15 protein-coding genes are annotated in these 21,301 nt (G+C 60.4%); 10 read left to right on the top strand and 5 right to left on the bottom strand.

Translation table 11 applies throughout. The features are described from left to right. The first annotated feature begins 134 nt into the window (after window positions 1-134). Window positions 135-1,814, top strand: a complete 1,680-nt coding sequence (locus GQ39_RS14070; RefSeq protein ID WP_047530839.1) for an APC family permease — start codon at window positions 135-137, stop codon at window positions 1,812-1,814. A 97-nt stretch (window positions 1,815-1,911) separates the two neighbouring features. Continuing rightward, window positions 1,912-2,802 carry a bifunctional 5,10-methylenetetrahydrofolate dehydrogenase/5,10-methenyltetrahydrofolate cyclohydrolase gene (locus tag GQ39_RS14075; protein WP_177329353.1) on the top strand — a complete coding sequence of 297 codons (891 nt, stop codon included), beginning with the start codon at window positions 1,912-1,914 and terminating at the stop codon, window positions 2,800-2,802. 86 nt (window positions 2,803-2,888) lie between these two features. Here GQ39_RS14075 and GQ39_RS14080 read toward each other — a convergent pair whose 3' ends face one another. From GQ39_RS14080 to glnT, 5 genes are all read right to left on the bottom strand, one after another. Then, a complete protein-coding gene (locus tag GQ39_RS14080) occupies window positions 2,889-4,214 on the bottom strand; it encodes an ammonium transporter (RefSeq protein WP_047530841.1) in 1,326 nt (441 codons plus the stop codon). Between the two features lie 202 nt (window positions 4,215-4,416). Further along, window positions 4,417-5,739 (bottom strand): FMN-binding glutamate synthase family protein, encoded by a 1,323-nt coding sequence (locus GQ39_RS14085; protein WP_047530843.1) that lies wholly within the window; start codon window positions 5,737-5,739, stop codon window positions 4,417-4,419. Between the two features lie 20 nt (window positions 5,740-5,759). Further along, entirely contained in the window at window positions 5,760-6,443 is a 684-nt protein-coding gene (locus GQ39_RS14090) for a protein glxC (RefSeq protein ID WP_047530845.1), read from the bottom strand. Window positions 6,444-6,454: 11 nt separating this feature from the next. After that, window positions 6,455-7,360, bottom strand: a complete 906-nt coding sequence (locus tag GQ39_RS14095; protein ID WP_047530847.1) for a class II glutamine amidotransferase — start codon at window positions 7,358-7,360, stop codon at window positions 6,455-6,457. Between the two features lie 141 nt (window positions 7,361-7,501). Then, window positions 7,502-8,836, bottom strand: coding sequence for a type III glutamate--ammonia ligase (gene glnT / locus GQ39_RS14100; RefSeq protein WP_047530849.1), 1,335 nt, complete (start codon window positions 8,834-8,836; stop codon window positions 7,502-7,504). Between the two features lie 286 nt (window positions 8,837-9,122). Here glnT and GQ39_RS14105 point away from each other — a divergent pair, with 286 nt between their 5' ends. The 8 genes from GQ39_RS14105 to GQ39_RS14140 all read left to right on the top strand — a co-directional run bounded on the left by GQ39_RS14105 (window position 9,123) and on the right by GQ39_RS14140 (window position 20,984). Next, on the top strand, window positions 9,123-9,722 hold the full coding sequence (locus GQ39_RS14105) for a helix-turn-helix domain-containing protein (RefSeq protein ID WP_008003699.1): 600 nt from the start codon (window positions 9,123-9,125) through the stop codon (window positions 9,720-9,722). Window positions 9,723-9,963: 241 nt separating this feature from the next. After that, window positions 9,964-10,830 (top strand): formyltetrahydrofolate deformylase, encoded by an 867-nt coding sequence (purU, locus tag GQ39_RS14110; protein ID WP_047530853.1) that lies wholly within the window; start codon window positions 9,964-9,966, stop codon window positions 10,828-10,830. Beyond that, complete coding sequence (gene folD, locus GQ39_RS14115) at window positions 10,827-11,732, top strand: bifunctional methylenetetrahydrofolate dehydrogenase/methenyltetrahydrofolate cyclohydrolase FolD (RefSeq protein ID WP_047530855.1); 906 nt, start codon at window positions 10,827-10,829, stop codon at window positions 11,730-11,732. Before purU ends, folD begins: the two co-directional genes overlap by 4 nt. Then, window positions 11,714-12,955, top strand: a complete 1,242-nt coding sequence (locus tag GQ39_RS14120) for an FAD-dependent oxidoreductase (RefSeq protein ID WP_047530857.1) — start codon at window positions 11,714-11,716, stop codon at window positions 12,953-12,955. The genes folD and GQ39_RS14120 overlap by 19 nt, the downstream gene beginning before the upstream one ends. Window positions 12,956-12,968: 13 nt before the next feature. Next, window positions 12,969-13,268 (top strand): sarcosine oxidase subunit delta, encoded by a 300-nt coding sequence (locus GQ39_RS14125; RefSeq protein WP_047530859.1) that lies wholly within the window; start codon window positions 12,969-12,971, stop codon window positions 13,266-13,268. Continuing rightward, window positions 13,265-16,162: a 2Fe-2S iron-sulfur cluster-binding protein gene (locus tag GQ39_RS14130; protein WP_047530861.1), complete on the top strand. Its 2,898-nt coding sequence runs from the start codon at window positions 13,265-13,267 to the stop codon at window positions 16,160-16,162. Before GQ39_RS14125 ends, GQ39_RS14130 begins: the two co-directional genes overlap by 4 nt. A 3-nt stretch (window positions 16,163-16,165) precedes the next feature. Then, window positions 16,166-16,762 (top strand): sarcosine oxidase subunit gamma, encoded by a 597-nt coding sequence (locus GQ39_RS14135; RefSeq protein WP_047530863.1) that lies wholly within the window; start codon window positions 16,166-16,168, stop codon window positions 16,760-16,762. Window positions 16,763-17,216: 454 nt separating this feature from the next. Further along, a complete protein-coding gene (locus GQ39_RS14140; RefSeq protein WP_047530864.1) occupies window positions 17,217-20,984 on the top strand; it encodes an Ig-like domain-containing protein in 3,768 nt (1,255 codons plus the stop codon). The last annotated feature ends 317 nt before the right edge of the window (window positions 20,985-21,301 follow it).

Genomic DNA, 21,301 nt, shown 5'->3' on the forward strand with positions numbered 1-21,301 from the left:
GTAGGAGCGAGCCAGCTCGCGATGAACGTCAACGATAACGCGGGTTGCCTGACTGTTCGCGGTGCCTGGTTGTCCATCGCGAGCAGGCTCGCTACTACGGGGTCCTGCTTTTTTTCAGACATGGGAATACGAAGATGGAAGCGACTACGTTCGAGGCCGTACCGCAGGCCGCCGGTTCAGTGGGCAGCCTGCAGCGCAAGATCGATTGGCGCGGGGCGTTCTGGGTTGCCAGTGGCGTGCCCGCCCTGGTGCTGTTTTCTATCGGCGCGATCGCCGCCACGGTCGGCAAACCGGCCTGGATTGTCTGGATCGTGTCGATCCTGTTCGGGTTTATCCAGGCCTTTACCTATGCCGAAATTGCCGGACTGTTCCCGCACAAGTCCGGCGGTGCCTCCGTCTACGGCGCGGTGGCCTGGGTGCGTTACAGCAAACTGATCGCACCGGTCTCGGTGTGGTGCAACTGGCTGGCCTGGTCCCCGGTACTGTCCATTGGCTCGGGGCTGGCAGCCGGTTACATCCTCACCGCATTGTTCCCCGCTGATGCGCTGATCAATACCTGGCAACTGACCCTGCTCGATCTGGGTTGGGTCAAGAGCGGTCTGTCGCTAAGGGTCAACGCGACGTTCGCCATCGGCCTGTTGATTTTACTGACGGTGTTCGCCGTGCAGCATGGCGGCATCTTGCGCTCGGCACGCCTGACGCTGGTGCTTGGGGTGACCTCGCTGATTCCTCTGTTGTTGGTGGGTGTGGTGCCGCTGTTCACCGGGGACGCGGCCCAGGCCAACTTCCTGCCCCTGTACCCGCTGGCCCATGACGCGGCCGGGCAAGTGATCGACGGGCCTTGGGACATTTCCGGTTGGTCGTTAATGGCCGGCGGCCTGTTCATGGCCGCATGGTCCACTTACGGCTTCGAAACCGCCGTGTGCTACACCCGGGAATTCAAGGACCCCAAGCGTGACACCTTCAAGGCGATCTTCTACGCCGGCCTGCTGTGCATTCTGGTGTTCACCCTGGTGCCCCTGGCATTCCAGGGCAGCCTCGGTCTCGGGCAACTGGTGACCCCGGCGGTGCTCGATGCCAGCGGCGCGGTGGTCACACCGGCGGTCTACAGCGGTCTGCTGTCACCCGCGATCTACAGCGGCATGGGCGTCGGGCAGGTCATGGCGGACAGCATCGGCGGCGGCAAGCTGGTGGCCAACATCGTGCTGATCATGTTGGTCCTGGCCACGCTGCTGGCAATCATGACCTCGATGTCCGGCTCCTCGCGCACCCTGTATCAGGCGTCAGTCGATGGCTGGCTGCCGAAATACCTGGGCCGCACCAACGAACACGGCGCGCCTACCGCAGCGATGTGGACCGACTTGTCGTTCAACCTGCTGCTGTTGCTGATGTCCGATTATGTGTTCGTGCTGGCCGCGTCCAACGTCAGCTACATCATCTTCAACTTCCTCAACCTCAATGCCGGCTGGATCCATCGCCTGGACCGTCCCGACTGGGTACGCCCGTACAAGGCCCCGACCGTGCTCCTGGCCGCTGGTGGCGTACTGAGCTTCGTCAACCTGGCGTGCATGGGGCTGGGAGCCGATATCTGGGGCGCCGGCACCCTGGTGACCGGCCTGTTGCTGGCGCTGTTGATTCTTCCGGTGTTCTGCTACCGCCACTACGTGCAGGACAAAGGGCGCTTCCCGGAAGCGATGCTCAGCGACCTGTACATTCAGGCCGATGCCGGTCAAAAACGCGCCGGCTGGTTGCCTTATGCCACGCTGATCGCGGGTGTACTGGTGGTGTACGGTTGCCATCAACTGGTAGCCTGAACGCCCTTGCCTGCAGGTCTCTGATGGATCATCGGGGCGCAACGACGCCTCGATGATCATTTCGCCCCCCCTATCAATCAAGACGACGGTGACTATTTTGCTCAGCACCACCCCCGCTCTTGCCCGCGTTATCGACGGCAAAGCCATCTCTGCCCAGGTTCTCGACGAAGTTCGAGAAGAGGTTCTGATCCTGGCCGGACAGCAGATTTACCCCGCCCTGGCCGTGCTGCTGGTCGGTGAAGACCCGGCCAGCGAGGTCTACGTGCGCAACAAACTGCTGCGGGCCAAGGACGTAGGCATCCGCTCTCTTGAATACCGTCTGCCGGAAACCGCCAGCCAGGCGCAAGTACTGGAACTGATTGCGCAACTGAATGCCGATGCCACGGTGAACGGCATCCTGGTGCAGCTGCCATTGCCGGTCCATATCGACGAAGGAGCGGTGATTCATGCCATTGATCCGATCAAGGACGTGGACGGCTTCCATCGGGAAAACGTCGGCGGCCTGGTGCAAGGCATCGAAGTACTGACCCCCTGCACACCCAGCGGCTGCATGCGCCTGCTGCACGAAACCTGCGGTGACTTGAGCGGCTTGCACGCGGTGGTCATCGGCCGCTCGAACATTGTCGGCAAACCCATGGCGACCTTGCTGTTGCAGGCCAACTGCTCGGTCAGCGTGGTCCACTCGCGCAGCGTCGATGCCCCGGCGCTGTGTCGACTGGCGGACATCGTCGTTGCAGCGGTGGGTCGGCCAAAGCTGATCGATGCGAGCTGGCTCAAACCCGGAGCGGTGGTGATCGATGTCGGCATCAATCGCATCACCGATGAAGGCGGCAATCATTTGGTGGGCGATGTCGACTACGCCAGCGCGCGCACTGTTGCCCGTGCGATCACGCCGGTTCCGGGAGGTGTGGGGCCGATGACCATTGCGTATCTGCTGAAGAACACCCTGATCGCCAGTCAATTGCAGCGTGCCGCCCAAGCGCGCTAGCGAAAGTCGATCAGCGATGCAGCGTTGATCTGAACACCACGAAAACGGCCCACTCGAAGGTGGGCCGTGTCGTTCAATCGCAACGATCAGTGGTTGTAGGCACTCTCGTTGTGTTCAGCCAGATCCAGCCCCATGTCTTCCACCGATTCATCGGCACGCAAGCCGATGACGGCGTTGATCACCTTGAGAATGATCCAGCTGATAGCGAAGCAGTACACCGTCGTCAGCAACACGCCCTTGATCTGCGCCACGACCTGAGCGCCCATGCTCACGCCTTCCACCAAACCGCCCAGGGACGGCACGCAGAACACGCCGGTCAATACCGCGCCAATCATGCCGCCGATGCCGTGCAAGCCAAACACGTCGAGGCTGTCGTCATAACCGAAGCGGCGTTTCAGCACGGTAACGCTCAGGTAGCAGAACACCCCGCACAGCAGACCGATGGCCAATGCGCCGCCTACGCCCACATACGCACACGCCGGGGTAATGCCGACCAAACCGGCCAAGGCACCGCTGGCCAGGCCCAAGGCACTCGGCTTGCCGACCTTGAACCACTCCGTGAACATCCAGCCGAGAATCCCCGCGCAAGCACCCAGTTGGGTGTTGAGCATGACAATGCCCGAAGTGCCATTGAGACCGCCGCCGGAACCGATATTGAAGCCGAACCAGCCCACCCAGAGCATCGCCGCACCGGTCATGGTCAGGCTCAGGTTGTGGGCCGGCATCGGCGCATTCTGATAGCCCTTGCGCTTGCCGAGAATCAGGCACGCCGCCAAAGCCGCAACGCCGGCATTGATATGCACCGCCGTGCCGCCGGCAAAATCGAGAACGCCCCAGTTATGCATCAAAGCGCCCGAACCACCCCAGACCATGTGGGCCACGGGCGCATAAACCAGGGTGAACCACAGCGCCATGAACCACAGCGCCGCCGAGAATTTCATGCGCTCGGCGAATGCACCGGCAATCAGCGCCGGGGTAATGATCGCGAAGGTCATCTGGAAGGTGACAAACACGCCTTCCGGGATGTCACCAACCAGGCTATCCGGGGTCATGCCGGCCAGAAAGGCCCGGCTCAAGCCACCGACGAAACTGTTGAACGTCACCTGCCCCTCAACCATGCCGGTACTGTCGACCACCATGCTGTAGCCATAGATCACCCACAGCACGCCGACCAGGCCGGCGATGCCGAAGCACTGGGTAAACAGCGAGAGCATGTTTTTCGCCCGCACCAGACCGCCGTAAAACAATGCGAGGCCCGGCAGACACATGAACAGCACCAGCACCGTGGCAGTCACCATCCAGGCGGTGCTGCCGGTGTTCAAGGTGGGTGCGTCGGCCGCCTGGGCGAGCGGCGCGAGTGCGCCGGCCGCCAGTACACCGAGAAGGGTTTTGCCGAGAAGACGATTGATCATGTTCAAAGCTCCTGCAAAAGAATGGAAAGTGTCTGGCAGCGAGCAATAAAGAATGAGACACGGGCCTTTTCGGCCTCTCGAATATAAATGTCATGAACAGGACTTGTGGGAGCGAGCCTGCTCGCGATGGGGTTGGTTCAGCAGCCTTTTAGCTGACTGATACACCGCTATCGCGAGCAGGCTCGCTCCCACAGGTTTCGTCTCAGTACCCAGAGCCCGGAACCCAGTTGGTCCCCGCCAGCGGCACCCGCGCCATGGCCGCCGACTCTACCGTCAACGCCACCAGATCCTCGGGATCGAGGTTGTGCAGGTGCGACTTGCCGCAGGCCCGTGCCATGGTCTGTGCCTCCAGCACCATGACGCGCAGGTAGTTGGCCAGACGGCGACCACCTTCCACCGGGTCCAGGCGCTTGGACAGTTCCGGGTCCTGCGTGGTAATACCGGCCGGGTCGCGGCCGTTCTGCCAGTCATCGTAGAAACCGGCGGCCGAGCCGATTTTCTTCAGTTCCTCGTCCAGGCGTGGATGGTTATCGCCCAAGGCAATCAGCGCCGCCGTCCCGATGGCCACCGCATCCGCACCGAGCGCCATCGCCTTGGCGACGTCGGCACCGTTGCGAATTCCCCCGGAAACGATCAGCTGAACCTTGCGATGCATGCCCATCTCTTGCAAAGCCTGTACCGCTTGCGGAATGGCCGACAAAATCGGAATCCCGACGTGTTCGATGAACACTTCCTGAGTGGCTGCAGTGCCGCCTTGCATGCCGTCGAGCACAATCACGTCAGCCCCGGCTTTTACCGCCAACTTGACGTCGTAGTACGGTCGGCTCGCGCCGATTTTCACGTAGATCGGTTTTTCCCAATCGGTGATTTCCCGGATCTCGGCAATCTTGATCGCCAGGTCATCCGGCCCGGTCCAGTCCGGGTGACGGCAGGCGCTGCGCTGGTCGACACCAATCGGCAAAGTGCGCATTCCGGCCACGCGTTCGGTGACTTTCATGCCCAGCAACATTCCGCCGCCACCGGGTTTGGCGCCCTGCCCCAGGACGATTTCAATGGCGTCGGCCTTGCGCAGATCGTCCGGGTTCATGCCATAGCGCGATGGCAAATACTGATAAACCAAATGCTGTGACTGGCCGCGTTCTTCCGGGGTCATGCCGCCGTCACCCGTGGTGGTGCTGGTGCCCGCGATGGTCGCGCCACGGCCCAAGGCTTCCTTGGCATTGGCCGACAAAGCACCGAAGCTCATGCCGGCGATGGTCACCGGAATCTTCAGGTGAATCGGCTTCTTGGCGAACCGGTTGCCGAGGATCACATCGGTGCCACACTTCTCGCGATAGCCTTCGAGCGGGTAGCGCGAGACGCTGGCGCCGAGCAGCAGCAAGTCGTCGAAGTGCGGCAATTTACGCTTGGTGCCGCCGCCGCGAATGTCGTAGATGCCGGTTTCCGCGGCGCGCTGGATTTCCTGGATGGTCAGGCGGTCGAAAGTGGCTGACTCGCGCAGCACCGGAGTGGTCTTGTCGCTCATATCTGTTCTCCTCGCGTGGATCAGTACGCGGACGCGTTATCGACTTTGAAGTTGTACAACTGACGGGCCGAGCCATAGCGCTTGAATTCAGCCGGCTTGTGCTCGAAACCGGCGCGGTTGAGCAGGACTTGCAGTTCTTCCAGGTGTTCGGCGCGCATCTCTTTTTCGATGCAGTCCGAGCCCAGGGAAGCGACGGTACCCCGCACATAGATGTGGGTTTCGTACAGCGAATCGCCCAGGGCATCACCCGCATCGCCACACACCACCAGGCGTCCGGCCTGACCCATGAAGCAGCTCATGTGGCCGATGCTGCCGCCGACCACAATGTCGATGCCTTTCATGGAAATGCCACACCGGGCACCGGCATCGCCTTCGATCACCAATAACCCGCCATGGGCGGTGGCGCCTGCGGCCTGGGACGCACTGCCCTTGATCCGCACCATGCCCGACATCATGTTTTCCGCGACGCCGACACCGGCATTGCCATGCACGGTGATACACGCTTTCTGGTTCATGCCCGCGCAGTAGTAGCCGGCGTGCCCCTGGATATCGATGGACACGGCCTGGTTCACCCCAACCGCGAGGTTGTGCTTGCCGTTGGAATGAGTCACCACCCACTCGCGGTCTTCGACGTTATTGGCCTGGTCATGCAGCGCCTGATTGAGGTCACGCACGGTGGCAGTGGAAAGATCGATGGTTTTCATGTGTGCGCTCCTTAAGCTGACTCGCGTTCCCAGATGTACAGGGTGGCCGGTGCCGGCTCCCAGATCCTGGCGTGTTCGATACCCGGCAGGCTCGACAGCGCCTGATATTCGGAGGCCATGGCGACGTAATCGTCGGTCTCGGCGAGAATCGCCGGTTTGCAGGCAATCGGGTCGCGGATCACCGCAAAGCCATTGCGAGTGCCAATGGCGAACGTGAAGAAACCGTCCAGGTCCTCCAGCGAATGATCCAGCGCTTCTTTGAGCGAGTCGCCTTGTTGCAGGCGCCAGGTCAGGTAGCCGGCGGCCACTTCCGTGTCGTTGTCGGTTTCGAAATGGATGCCTTCGCGCTTGAGTTCCTGGCGCAGGCGAAAGTGATTGGACAGCGAACCGTTGTGCACCAGGCACAGGTCGGCGCCGGTGGAAAACGGATGGCTGCCTTCCATGGTCACCGCGCTTTCGGTGGCCATGCGGGTATGGCCGATGATGTGGCTGCCCTTCATGCTGGCCAGGCCGAAGCGTTGGGAAATTTCCTGGGGCAAGCCCATGCCCTTGAGGATTTCGATGCTCTGCCCGGCGCTCATGATGCGAACGCTCGGGGCCAGTTCGGCAAGGGCCAGACGGACTGGCGCTTCTTCCGAATGGATCTTCAATACGGCGGCGCTGGCGTTCTGAAACCAGTCCAGCGAACAGCCCAGACGGCCTTCGAGCTCGCCCATCAGGGTTTTCCAGTCGAAGGCTTCGGTGGTCGCCTGCAAGGTCAGCTTGACCCAGCCATCGGCCACTTCATCGCCATAAATGGCGAAGCCTGCGCTGTCCGGGCCACGATCGGTCATGGCCTGCAGCATCGGTTCGAAGAGCTGGCCGAGCCGGGATTCCAGCTGCGGGTTTTTCAGGTAAAGGCCTACGATTCCACACATAAAAACAGTCCTCACTTCGTTCGGGAGCGGCAAGCTGCAAGCTGCAAGCTGACCGCATGGACATGAAAGTTTTCGAAACGCCGCCCACTCGCTTTGACTTGCGGCTTGACGCTTGCAGCTTGTAGCTGCCGCCCAACAGACTCAGAAAAACTCGGTGTAGCGTGCGATTTCCCAATCACTCACATGGCGGCTGTACTCCACCCACTCCATGCGCTTGAGCTTGATGAATTCGCCAACGATCTGCGGCCCCATCACTTCGGCAAACAGCGGGTCGGCCTCCAGCGCGTCGCAGGCTTCCTTGAGCGATTGCGGCAGGGTTTTGATGCCCTTTGCAGCGATCTGCTCAAGGCTCAGGCTGTAGAGGTTTTCATTGCAGACGTGGTCGATTTCCAGCTGGCGGTCGATGCCGTCGAGGCCCGCGGCGATAATCGCCGCGCTGACCAGATAAGGGTTGCAACCGGCGTCCGGCAGGCGAAATTCCAGGCGACCGTAGGGCACCCGCACCATCGCCGAACGGTTGTTGGCGCCGAAGGCTATAAAGGCTGGCGCCCAGGTCGCGCCGGACAACGAGTGGCCCACCACCAGACGCTTGTAGGAGTTGACCGTCGGTGCGGCGAAAGCGCAGAGCGCCGGGCCATGGGCAAGCAGGCCAGCGGCGAAGTGATAGGCCATTTTCGACAGCCCCATGCCGCTCGGATCGCTGGCATCAAAGAACAGGTTCTTGTTCTCGGCGCTGCTGATCGACAGGTGAAAGTGCATGCCGTTGCCGGCGCGTTTCGGGTCAGGCTTGGGCATGAACGAGCAGATCATGCCCAAGTCATTGGCGATCTCGCCGGCGGCCATGCGAAAGAACGTGAATCGATCCGCCGAGGTCATGGCGTCGCTGTAGGTGTAATTGATCTCGAACTGGCCATTGGCGTCTTCGTGGTCGATTTGATAAACCTCGAAATCCACTGCTTGCAACGCCTCGGTCAGGCGTTCGAGAAACACCCGGGAGCGCGAGAGGCCTTTGTAGTCGTAGCAAGGCTTGTCCAGGTTGTCGCTGGCATCGACCAGCTGCAGTTTGCCCTGCTCGTCACGGCGCATCAGGTTGAACTCGGGCTCCAGGCCGGTGTTGAGCGTCCAGCCCTTGTCTTCCAGGCGACGAACCTGCTGCTGCAGCACGTAACGGCTGTCATAAGGATGCGGCTTGCCGTCGACATGACCGATGCACACGATCCGGCCATAACCCGGTTGCCAGGGCACAGGCATCAGCGTGGACAAATCGCCACGGGCCATGAAGTCCGGACCGTGGGGTTCCATGCCCATGCCACTGATGGCGAAACCGGCAAAACCTGCGCCGTCCTCGGCCACGGCCTTGAGTCCACAGATCGGCACCGATTTGGTTTTGGCCGAACCATGGATATCGACAAACTGCGCAAGCACATACTTGATCCCGTGCTTGTCGATGATGCGCTGGGTTTCTGCTGGCAACATTGCTCGTCACTCCTGGCGAAAAAGGGCAAATCATTGGGGATGGGCGTCACTTTCCTTTGATATTCCTGAAAAGAAAGTAAGTTTCCCAACAGGAATGCAAGGCCCTTGCCAGAATCGCGAATGAAAAGCCGAAGTGCCGTAACCAGCGCTTTTGTGCTGTATATATGGGAATATTCTTTTCCCGGAGGGAATATTGCCCACCGGGATGGAAAGGAACGCCGTGATTTGCACTTTCTCAGTGCGAAACTAATATTACTGAACAGAAAGTGTGCAGGATCTAAAGACTATGCCGACCGAAACTGCCCCGCGCCTCAAGCTTGAGCAATACCTGGGTTTGCAAATCAAACGCCAGCGCCAGGCGCAGGATCTGAAATTGTCCGATGTGGCGAAAATTGCCGACATCAGCCAGGGCATGTTGAGCAAAATTGAAAACGCCCAGGTCTCCACCAGCCTCGATACCCTGAGCCGCCTGTGCGATGTGCTCGGCCTGCCGCTGTCGAAGCTGTTCAGTGAATACGACCAGCAAGACGGCAGCGCGCAGCTGGTCAAGGCCGATCAAGGCATGGAGGTGGTTCGCCGCGGAACCGAGAAAGGCCATACCTACCATCTGCTCAATCACACGCGCGGGCCGAAGAAGAGTTTCGAGGCCTACATGGTGAGCATGGATGACGCCAGCGAGGAGTTTCCGACCTTCTCCCATCCGGGCACCGAGTTTCTCCACCTGCTCGAAGGCGAACTGATCTATCGCCATGGCAATCAGCTGTACCGCATGGAAGCCGGTGACAGCCTGACTTTCGAAGGGGAAATCCCCCATGGCCCGGAACAACTGGTGCAAGTACCGATCCGCCTGCTGTCGATCATGAATTACGGCAACGACAAAGAATAATCCCCGCCCCAATCCCTGCTTGATTCCAACCCTGAGGCCGACCTGTGTCGGCCTCAGGCGTTTTCCTGCCAGTTAAAAAACTTTCACAAAAATTCTGGACGCGGCGCGGGCATTCCCCTATAAAGCCAACTTCAGGAATATTTTATTCCCCATAAGAAAACCCCCTCACGGACGAGATTGCTGTTTACCCCTGTTTTTTTCGCTATGCGATGAGCTGCCGCCATCTTCCCGAGGACGTGTCATGCAACACGAAAAAAACCATTTCATCATCAAGATCACCTGTCCCGCAGTGTCCGGTATCGTCGCGGCCGTCACCACCTACCTGGCAGACAACGGTTGCTACATCGGGGAGATGGCGCAATTCGACGACGACTTCAGCGGCCGTTTTTTCATGCGCGCCGTGTTCCGTTTCAACGACGGCCACTTGGGTGATATCCAGCAGATCAAGGAAGGCTTCAGCGACGTCGCCAAGGCATTCGACATGACCTGGGAACTGCACGACACCCGCGAACCGATGCGTGTACTGCTGATGGTCAGCAAGTTCGACCATTGCCTGACCGATCTGCTCTACCGCTACCACAAGGGCGAGATGGACATGACCATCACCGCCATCGTCTCCAACCACCTGGACCTGCGGCCCATGGCCGAGCGCGAGGGCATCCGCTTCATCTACCTGCCGGTGACCAAAGACACCAAGGCCCGGCAGGAGGCCGAGCTGATGAAAGTTGTCGACGACACTGGCACCGAACTGGTGGTGTTGGCGCGCTACATGCAGATCCTTTCCGATGACCTGTGCAAGCAACTCTCGGGCCGGGCGATCAACATCCATCACTCGTTCCTGCCAGGGTTCAAAGGTGCCAAGCCTTATCACCAGGCCTACCAACGCGGGGTGAAACTGATCGGCGCTACGGCGCACTACGTCACCAGCGACCTCGACGAAGGGCCAATCATTGAACAGGAAGTGCAGCGCGTCGATCACGTGTATCTGCCGGACGACCTGGTCGCCACCGGTCGTGACACCGAAACCGTGGCCCTGTCCAAGGCGGTCAAGTACCACCTGGAACACCGGGTTTTCCTCAACCAGGACAGAACGGTGATCTTTCGATGAACACGCCCAGATTGATTGACGGCAAAGCCGCCGCCGCCCGCGTTCTGCTTCAGGTCCGCCAGGACGTGGACGGCCTGCTCGAGCGAGACATTCAACCGGCCCTGGCGGTGATTCTGGTGGGCAGCGACCCGGCCAGCCAGGTTTACGTGCGCAACAAGATTCTGCGCGCCGAAGAGGTGGGCATTCGCTCCGTGGAGCATCGACTGTCCAGCGACACCAGCACCGAACAACTGCTGAACCTGATTGCCACGTTGAATGCCGACCGTTCGATCAACGGCATTTTGCTGCAATTGCCGTTGCCGGCTCACATCGACGAATTGCGCGCCCTGGAGGCCATCGCCCCGGCCAAGGACGTCGATGGTTTTCACAGTGAAAACGTCGGTGGCCTCAGCCAGGGCCGCACGGTGCTCGCCCCCTGCACACCCAGCGGCTGCCTGTACCTGCTGGAGCAAACCTGCGGCGATCTGCGCGGTAAACACGCCGTGGTGATCGGCCGCTCGAATATTGTCGGCAAACCCATGGCCGCCCTGCTGCTCAAGGCTGATTGCTCAGTGACCGTGCTGCATTCGCGCAGCCCGGACCCGCAGGCCTTGTGCCGTCAGGCCGACATCGTCATCGCCGCCGCAGGGCGGCCGAAACTGATCGACGCCAGCTGGCTGAAACCCGGCGCCGTGGTCATTGATGTCGGCATCAACCGCATCGACGACCAGGGCCGCAGCCGTCTGGTGGGCGACGTGGATTTCGACAGCGCCCTGCCCCACGTCGCGGCGATCACCCCGGTTCCCGGTGGCGTCGGCCCGATGACTATTGCCTTTTTGATGAAAAACACCGTAACCGCAGCCCAGATGCAACATCAGGCGCAACGCAGCCAATCGGAGGCCCTATGCCGTTCAATCTATTGAAGTACGGGCTGAGTTCGGAGTACCCGGTGGAAGTCGATCTACCGCCGCCCCGGGAACTCAAACCGAGCTATGACGTGGTGATCATCGGTGCCGGCGGCCACGGCCTGGCCACCGCCTATTACTTGGCCAAGTACCACGGTATTACCAATATCGCGGTATTGGAGAAGTCCTATCTGGGTGGTGGCAATACCGCACGTAACACGGCGGTGATCCGCTCCAACTACCTGACCAGTGAGGGCGTGCGTTTCTATGCCGAGTCGGTGCGGATGTTCCAGTCCCTGTCCAACGAATTCGATTTCAACATCATGTACTCCGAGCGTGGCCAACTGACCCTGGCCCACACCGATGCCACCGTGCGTTCGTTCCGTCAGCGGGCCGAGGTCAACAAGCACTTCGGTGGCCGCACCGAAATGATCGACCGCCAGCAGATTCGCGAACTGGTGCCCAGCCTCAACCTCGACCCCGGTCACCTGCCGGTCATCGCGGGCCTCTGGCACATCGACGGCGCCACCGCGCGCCACGACGCTGTCGCCTGGGGTTACGCCAAGCAGGCGGCCAAACGCGGCGTGGAGATCCATCAACTCACCGAAGTTCAGGACCTGATCATCGAGAACGGTGCGATCACCGCGGTCAAGACCAATCGAGGCACCATCAAGTGCGGCTGCGCCGTGCAGGCAATCGCCGGGCACAGTTCGCTGCTGATGGCCAAGGCCGGGATTCGTTCGCCGATCCAGACCTTTCCGCTGCAAGCGATGGTTACTCAGCCATTCAAACCGTTCCTTGATCCGCTGGTGAGCTCTTCGGCGCTGCATTGCTACGTACAGCAGACCAGCCGTGGCGAGGTGGTGTTCGGCGGCGGCTCCGATCCCTATCCGCTGTTCAACACCCGCTCCACGCTCGATCTGAAGGAGAGCCTGCTGGCGCACGCCATCGAAATGTTCCCGTTTCTGGCCAACGCCAAGCTGATGCGCCAATGGGCCGGGATCACCGACATGACACCGGATTACAGCCCGATCATGGGGCTTTCGCCGGTGAAAAATTACTACCTCGACGCCGGTTGGGGCACCTGGGGTTTCAAGGCTACACCGATCTGCGGCAAGACCATGGCAGAACTGGTGGCCAGCGGCGGCAAGGTGCCGGATCTGATCAAGCCTTTCGGCCTCGAGCGCTTTTCGACCTTCCAGCAAGTCAACGAAATGGGCGCTACGGCGGCCAGCCACTGACGGAGAGCGGACCATGAAAATCATCAATTGCCCGCTCAACGGGCCACGCAACATCAGCGAATTCACTTATGGCGGCGAGTTCAAGCCCATGCCCGATCCCGTCCGCTGCACCGATGCCGAATGGGCGGACTACGTGTTCAACACCGACAACCTCGCCGGAGTGGTACGCGAATGGTGGATGCATACGCCGTCGAGCTACTGGTTTCTGGCGGAGCGTCACACCGTCAGCGATGAAATTCTTCGTACCTTCGACCCCAAAGAACTTTTCACCGCCCGCGTCGACTTCAGCGCCGCCAAGGAGATCGCAGGATGAACCGCCTACCCGCCCCGATGGGCCTGCTGATCGACCGTGATCAGCCGCTGGATTTCAGTTTCGACGGTCATCGCTATCAAGGCCTGCAAGGTGACAGCATCGCCAGCGCCCTGTTGGCCAATGGTCGCTTCCTGATCTCGCGCTCGTTCAAATACCACCGCCCGCGCGGCCCGCTGACCATGGCCGGACAAGACGCCAACAGCCTGGTGCAACTGCCCCAGGAGCCTAATGTGCTGGCCGATGCATACGCGCTGTCGGCCGGTTTGCAGGTCACGGCGCAGAACGTCAACGGCTCGCTGGACAACGACCGTGACGCCTACCTGGGCAAGTTCTCCAAATTCATGCCGGTGGGCTTTTACTACCGCTCCTTCTACAAGCCCAAGGGCATGTGGAAAGTCTGGGAGCCGATCATTCGCAAAAAGGCCGGACTCGGTGTTCTCGACCTGAAGTTCCAGCCCGAGTATTACGACAAGGCTTATCTGTTCACCGACATTGCCGTGATCGGTGCCGGGCCAGCCGGGCTGCAGGCGGCGCTGACAGCGGCTAATGCCGGGGCGAAGGTGTTGCTCATCGAACAACAATCGATTCTCGGAGGGTCGTTGACCTATGCCCGTTTCGATATCGAAGGCAAAAGAGCCACGGACCTGCGCCGCGAGCTACTGTCTGCGGTGGAGCAACACGCCAATATCCGGATCCTGACCGACGCGACCTGCAATGCCTGGTTCACCGACAACTACCTGCCGGTCATCCAGGGCAAGCGCATGTACAAGGTGCGTGCCCGCCAATGCCTGGTGTGCAGTGGCGCGTTCGACCAGCCGGTGGTGTTTCGCAACAACGATTTGCCGGGTGTGATGCTGACCAGCGCTGCGCAACGCTTGATGAAGTTGTATGCGGTCAAGCCGGGCAAACGCGCGGTGGTGCTGACGGGCAATGATGACGGTTACCTCGCCGCTTTGGACCTATACGATCAGGGCGTGGAAGTCGCCGCCGTGGTGGACTTGCGTCATGGTCCCGGCGATGAGTCCATGCTGCAGGCACTGGCTCAGCGCAAGATCCCTTGCCAGCGCAACAGCACCGTGTATGAAGCGCTGCACGAGAAAGGCATGCGTCATATCAACGGCGTCGTGGTGCGCAAGATCACCGCCCAGGGTCAGGTCGCAGAAAGCGGACAACGCCTGGGTTGCGACTTGCTGTGCATGTCCGCCGGTTACATGCCGGTCTATCAATTGCTCTGTCAGGCGGGCGGTAAACTCGCCTACGATGATCAGCGCGCCGAATTCACCCTCAGTGGCCTGCCGCAAAATCTCGCGGTCGCAGGCTCGGTCAATGGTCGTCACCGCCTGGACAACGTGATCGCTGATGGCATGAATGCCGGGGCTGATGCCGCGCTCGCGCTAGGGCTGACGGTCAGCGCACAACGTGCACCCTTGAGCAGCGAGGTTCGGGTCAACTTCAACTGGCCGATCTTCCCTCACCCCAAGGGCAAGGACTTCGTCGACTTCGACGAGGACCTGCAAGTGGCGGACATCGTCAATGCCACGCGGATTGGCTATCGCGATGTGCAACTGGTCAAGCGTTACTCCACCGTGGGCATGGGCCCCTCCCAGGGACGTCACTCGGCGCTGCCAACCGCGCGGTTGGTCGCCTGGGCAACCCAGCGCAACATCAGCGAAACCGGAGTCACCACGGCACGCCCACCGTTTGTAGCGGAAAAGCTGGCGCACGTGGCCGGTCGAGCGTTCGATCCGTACCGGCAAACACCGATGCACGCCCGACATGTACAAGCCGGGGCGAAGATGATGCCCGCCGGGATCTGGCAGCGGCCGGCCTACTATGGCACTGCCAGGGATCGCGACGCCTGTATGCAGGCCGAAGCACTGCATGTGCGCAACAAGGTCGGGATTATCGATGTGTCGACGCTGGGCGGTCTCGACGTGCGAGGCCCGGACGCCGCCGAACTGCTCAACCGCATGTACACCTTTGCCTTCCTCAAGCAGCCGGTCGGCCGCTCGCGCTATGCGCTGATGACCAATGAACATGGGGTCGTGATCGATGACGGTGTATGCGCTCGTTTCGCCGAGAACCATTTCTACGTCACCGCCACCACCAGCGGCGTCGACCGCATCTATCAGCAAATGCTCAAGTGGAACGCACAATGGCGCCTGGACGTGGACGTCGCCAACGTCACCGCGGCCATTTGCGCGGTCAATGTTGCCGGTCCGGATTCACGCCGGGTGCTGGAGAAAGTCTGTACCGATCTGGATCTGAGCGCCGAAGCGTTCCCTTATCTGGGCGTCCGCCTGGGTACGGTTGCCGGCATCAAGGCCAGGTTATTGCGAGTCGGGTTCGTCGGCGAACTGGGTTATGAAATCCATGTACCCGCGCGTCACGGGCTGAAACTGTGGGACGCGCTGATCGAGGCTGGAAAAGCACAGGACATACGTCCCTTCGGCGTCGAAACCCAACGTCTGCTGCGCCTGGAAAAAGGCCATGTGATCATCAGCCAGGACACCGATGGCATGACCCATCCGGCAGAAATCGACATGGGCTGGGCGGTCAGTCGCAACAAGCCATTTTTCGTCGGCCGGCGCTCGGTGGATATCCTCGAAGCCCAACCACAAAAACGCAAACTGGTGGGTTTCAGCCTGCCCAAAGGCAGCCTGCAACCGCTGGAAGGCCATCTGGTGCTTAACGGCCTGGAGATCAGCGGCAACGTCACCTCCTGCGAATATTCCGCAAGCCTGGGCAAGATCATCGGCCTGGCTTACGCCGGCATCGACCAAAGCACGCCGGGGCAGCGCATTCCAATCCGCGTCGAGGGTGGCATCGTGGTCCAGGCCGAGGTGGTGCAGTTACCCTTCTTCGATCCCGACAACCAACGCCAGGAGCTTTGAGTCATGACCAGTCTGAGAGAACAACACAGCATCACCCGGCAAGCCCTGACGCCGTTGCCGGGGTGCCGCCTGGCTGACTTGACCGACCTGCCCCGGGTCGGTTTCCGTGGCGCCCACAGCGCCGAGTACCTGCGCAGCCGCCGCTTTGTCCTGCCAGATGCGCCCAACCGTGCGCTGATTCAAGCCGATGGCAGTCAGGTAGCGCGCCTGTCCCAGGCCGAGTACCTACTGCTGGGCAGCCCCGAGGATCAGGGCCAACGCATCGCCGACGAAGAAGCCCGGTGGGAACTGGACCACCAGGCCAACTATCTGCTGCCGCGTCAGGACAGCCACGCCTGCTTTCAACTAACGGGCGAACACCTGAGCGAGGTGATGGCCAAACTCTGCGGCGTCGACTTGAGTCCGCAGGCGTTCGGCCCGGGTACAGTGGCGCAAACCTCTGCGGCACGGATCAACGTGATCGTGATCAACTCAAGTACGGCGCAGCAGGCAAGCTTGCACCTCCTCTGCGATCGGGCGTCAAAGGCGTATTTCCGAGAGGCGTTGCTGGATGCAATGCAGGAGTTTTCCGGGCTGGCAATGGATGGGACGACCGTCTGACGCTTGGCAGAAACGGGGTGAACCGCAGAACACTTAGACGCTGCAAAAGTGGGCGTCAGCTCACACGAAAGCGGTGAGGATTCCTCCCGGAGCCGGTGGTTTTACAGGGGTAAAAACGACCAATAAAAAAAGGGTCGCGAGATAAAATCTCGCAACCCTTTGAATTATAGGGTCGGGACGGCGTGATTCGAACACTCCCCCCTGGCACTCCATGCTTGCAGGGGCGCTAAAAAGCTATTCTGTAACCACCATACCCATTGCCCCGCTTGCGACCTTTCAGGGCAGTTATTGGGAGTCGCGGCATGGAGCGACCCTGAAACCCTTCTAATCGGCACTTAAATCGAAGTGACGAACCTCGCTTGTGGCCATTTGCTTCTATCGCTAGTATCGCCTAAGTCACAAGGTCGACAGGCAGTTGGCAATTATGCTTCCTGCAAATCAGGGAAAGCATTTTATGGTCATGGCGCAACCTACCTATTCAGGCTCATACGGCTATATTGGTGAGCAGTTTTTTACGATGCAGTTTGACGTTGCCCTGGATGCCGCCAATCCACCACCGACCAACGCCTTTGACGTTCAGATCAACGGAACTGGCACTTCAGTTACCGGAGTGACTGTCGATGGTACCGGCAAGACCGTGACGCTCACTCTTTCAGCGCCCGCGCTGACTGCCGGGGACATCATCGAATTTTCGTATTCCGACCCCACTGGGGGGAATGATGTCAGTGCGCTCCAGGGGCTGGATGGAACCGATTCGAGTACCTTCAGTGCCTCCACTATCGTGGTCGGTGGCAGACCCGGGCCATCAGCCCCGCCGATGCCCGCGCTATCCAGCGGCAGCGACAGCGGCACCTTGGGCGACGGCATCACTTCCGATACTACCCCTACACTCACCGGCACTTCCGGGGCCAACGCAACTGTCAAACTGTACGATACCGATGGAACCACGCTACTGGGGACCACGAGTGCGGATGGTTCTGGCAACTGGTCCATCACCAGCAGCACGTTGATAGATGGCAATCACACGCTGAAGGTAACGCAGACAGACTCCGGCAATGATACTTCGCCGCTCAGTACAGGCTTATCTGTAACTATCGACACCATAGCGGCTGCACCCACCACTTTGGCATTGAGCAACGGAAGCGACAGCGGCAACTTGGGCGACGGCATCACCAACGACAGTACACCGACCGTCACCGGCCACGCCGAAGCAAACGCCGCCGTCAAGCTGTTCGACACCGACGGCAGCACCTTGCTTGGCTCGACGACGGCCGATGGCTCTGGTAACTGGAGCATCGCCAGCAGCACACTGGCCAACGGCTCACATACCTTTACCGCCAAACAGACCGACGTGGCTGGCAACGTTTCCAGCGCCTCCAGCGGCTACGCCTATACACTCGACACTATCGGGCCAATCGCCATGGCCCTGAGTAACACCCAGGTTGCCATGAGCAACGCTGGCAATGGCGCCACCGTGGCAACGCTGTCCGCCACCGATGCCACTGCCGTCAGCTACGGCTTTGCCATCGGCAACGGTACAATCGATGCGGACAACGGCAAGTTCAGCTTATCCGGCAACCAGCTGGTGGCCGCGCAGAATCTCGCCGCCGGAGCCTACCACCTCTATCTGAAAGCCACCGACGCCGCCGGTAACGATGCGTTCCAGATTTTCAGCGTCAATGTGGTGGACGCGCCAACCGTCGCCGCTATCGAGCGGGCCATGGGCGCCAGCAGCACGGTGCCAGCCACTAGCCCCTCAGTGGATTACACGGTGAAATTCAGCCAGTCCGTGACTGGCGTGGACGCCTCGGATTTCACCTTGGCTACAACCGGAAACGCCAGCGCGACCATCGCCTCAGTCACCGGTAGTGGTGACACGTACACCCTGACAGTCAGCGGAATCAGCGGCGATGGTACCCTGCGCCTGGATCTCAACGGCAGTGGCACCGGGATTCAGAACGGTTCATCTGTCGCCATCACCAGCGGCTATACAGCCGGTCAAACGTACACGGTAGACCATACCGCCCCCGCATCACCTTCGGCGCCGGTCATGACAGCCGGCACCGATACCGGCAAGTCAAACAACGATGCGATCACCAGCAACCAGACACCCGTGTTTGTCGGCTCGGCTGAAGCCAATGCCACGATCAAGCTGTATGACACCGATGGTGCCACTTTGCTAGGCTCCACCGTCGCCGACGGCGCCGGCAATTGGAGTATCATGAGCGCGACGTTGGCGACCGGCAGCCACACACTGACGGCCAAACAGACCGACGCCGCGGGTAATGTCTCTGCAGCCAGCAGTGGCGTGTCAGTGTCAATTGACAACAGCGTGACGGCCCCGCCTGCGCCCATATTGGCCAGTAGCAGCGACAGCGGTGTCCCTGGCGACAACCTGACCAATATCTTAATGCCGACCATCACCGGCACCGCCGAAGCCAACGCCAGCATCACGCTTTACGACACCGATGGGACCACCGTGCTGGGCACCTCTGTTGCCAACGGAAACGGCGACTGGAGTATCGTTTCGACGACCTTGAGCAATGGTAGCCATACGCTGACCGCCAGGCAGACCGACACTGCAGGCAACATCTCGTCCGTCAGCGCCGGTCTTGCGCTGACGGTCAACAATCTGTCGCCGTCGGCGCCCTCCCTGCCGGCACTTAGCGCTGCCAGCGACAGCGGTATTCAGGGTGACGGCATTACCAGTGTTGCCAAGCCCGTGATTACCGGGACCGCAGCCGCCAACGCAACCGTCAAACTCTACGACACCGACGGCAGCACAGTACTGGGCACCGCGGTTGCTAACGGTACCGGCATTTGGAACATCACCAGCAGCACATTGTCGCTGGGTAGCCATACGCTGACCGCCAAGCAAATCGACCCGGCAGGAAACCTGTCAGCAGCTAGCGCCTCACTGGCACTGACCGTAGAGGCGGTACCGACACCACCCTCGTCACCAGCCACAATTACCCCTATCGACGGCGTTGCCGTCACCCAGCAGCAGGTCAGCCTGCCGGGCGGCGGCAGTGGCACTCAGATCATTGTTCCGATTGTCAGCACCGGCCGCACCGACTCCAGCGGCAGCGCTGCTGTGGCCGACATTCCACTGGCCACCAGCGGCGCGAACAACCTCCTGCTGGCACAGCTGACACCCGGCTTTGGCCTGACGGCTGTTGGCGGTGTCAGCCGGCCGGCGGGTAGTTCGATTGAACATCTGATCCAGGATATCCTGGCGGCAACGCCGAATCATGCCGCCAGCGACCAAGGTCACCTGACCGGTAACGGCGTCTCCTTCCTCAACAAACTGGCTGCCAGCGTACCGCTGCTGGTCGAGACGATTACACCGACCACTGGCGAGACCGCACCGACCAGCCCGCTTACCTTAACCGGTACCAGCAGCGACAGCCAACACACCGCGCTGGTCATCGACGCTACACACGTGGCCAGCGGCAGCACGCTGGTGTTAAACGCCGTCGACTTCGCAGCAATCATCGGCACCGCCAACATCATCGGTAACACCAACGGCCAGATACTCACCGGCGACTCCGCCAGCCAACAGTTCAGCATATCGTCCGGTGGTGGCAGTTCGGTGTTCGCCGGTGGTGGCAACGACACGTTGAACATCAACTTCGCAGGCAGCAGCACGGAGCTATCCAACAGCACGACTCTTCTGCACGGCGGCCAAGGCAACGATGCCGTGGTGCTCAACGGCGCCAGTTCGGACTACCTGGTGGAAAATCACGAGGGCTATGTCCTGGTCACTTCCAAAGTGCAGCCAGGACAACACACGCTGCTGGTGAATGCCGAAAACCTGACTTTCTCCGACACGACCATTAGCGTTCAAACCAGCGAGCCTCAAACCCAGTTGGCAGGCCTTTACCAATCGGTTCTGGGCCGCCAGGCTGACTATCTGGGCTTCGATTACTGGGCGGTCCAGGCCAAGAATGGCATGAGCATGGGCAGCATCGCCCTGTCGCTGATCACTTCGAACGAAGCGCACGATAAGCAGGCCGTCACCCTGAACGGTAACGCCCCGCATGACCTGGAGTTGGTGTATCAGGGCATCTATGGCCGTCAAAGCGATAGCGCAGGCCTGGCTTACTGGGTTGACGCCATGCAAAAAGGCATGACCCTGGAACAGGTCGCCAGCAACTTCGTGCAAGCGGCGGAGATGAACCAGCACAACGTTCTGGCGGCGAACTGGGACTTCATCATTTAACGTCTCGTCCAAAAACGGATGCACTGTCATAGCGTGCCATTTGCATCAGGTGGCAGTGACATCCGCTCAATGTGAAACGCTAAGCTGTCGACTCAACCGGTCGATGCAACAGATTGGCCAAATCGTTTCAGCGTCGCCGACCCAAGGTTTGCCGCGCCCGGGTTGCAGGTGAAGCTCATCAGGGCGTCCCACTGGCCTTGGGTGACGCACGCATTCTTTTCTTCAGGCGAAAAAAACCGCACTTGGCGGGCTTTCTTCAAAAATCAAAGCTATCCAAAAATACTGAAATCAATGGACAGATCGTGACTCTTATTAGT

It is taken from the genome of Pseudomonas sp. 11/12A, from assembly GCF_000800055.1.
Taxonomy (GTDB): Bacteria; Pseudomonadota; Gammaproteobacteria; order Pseudomonadales; family Pseudomonadaceae; genus Aquipseudomonas; species Aquipseudomonas mohnii.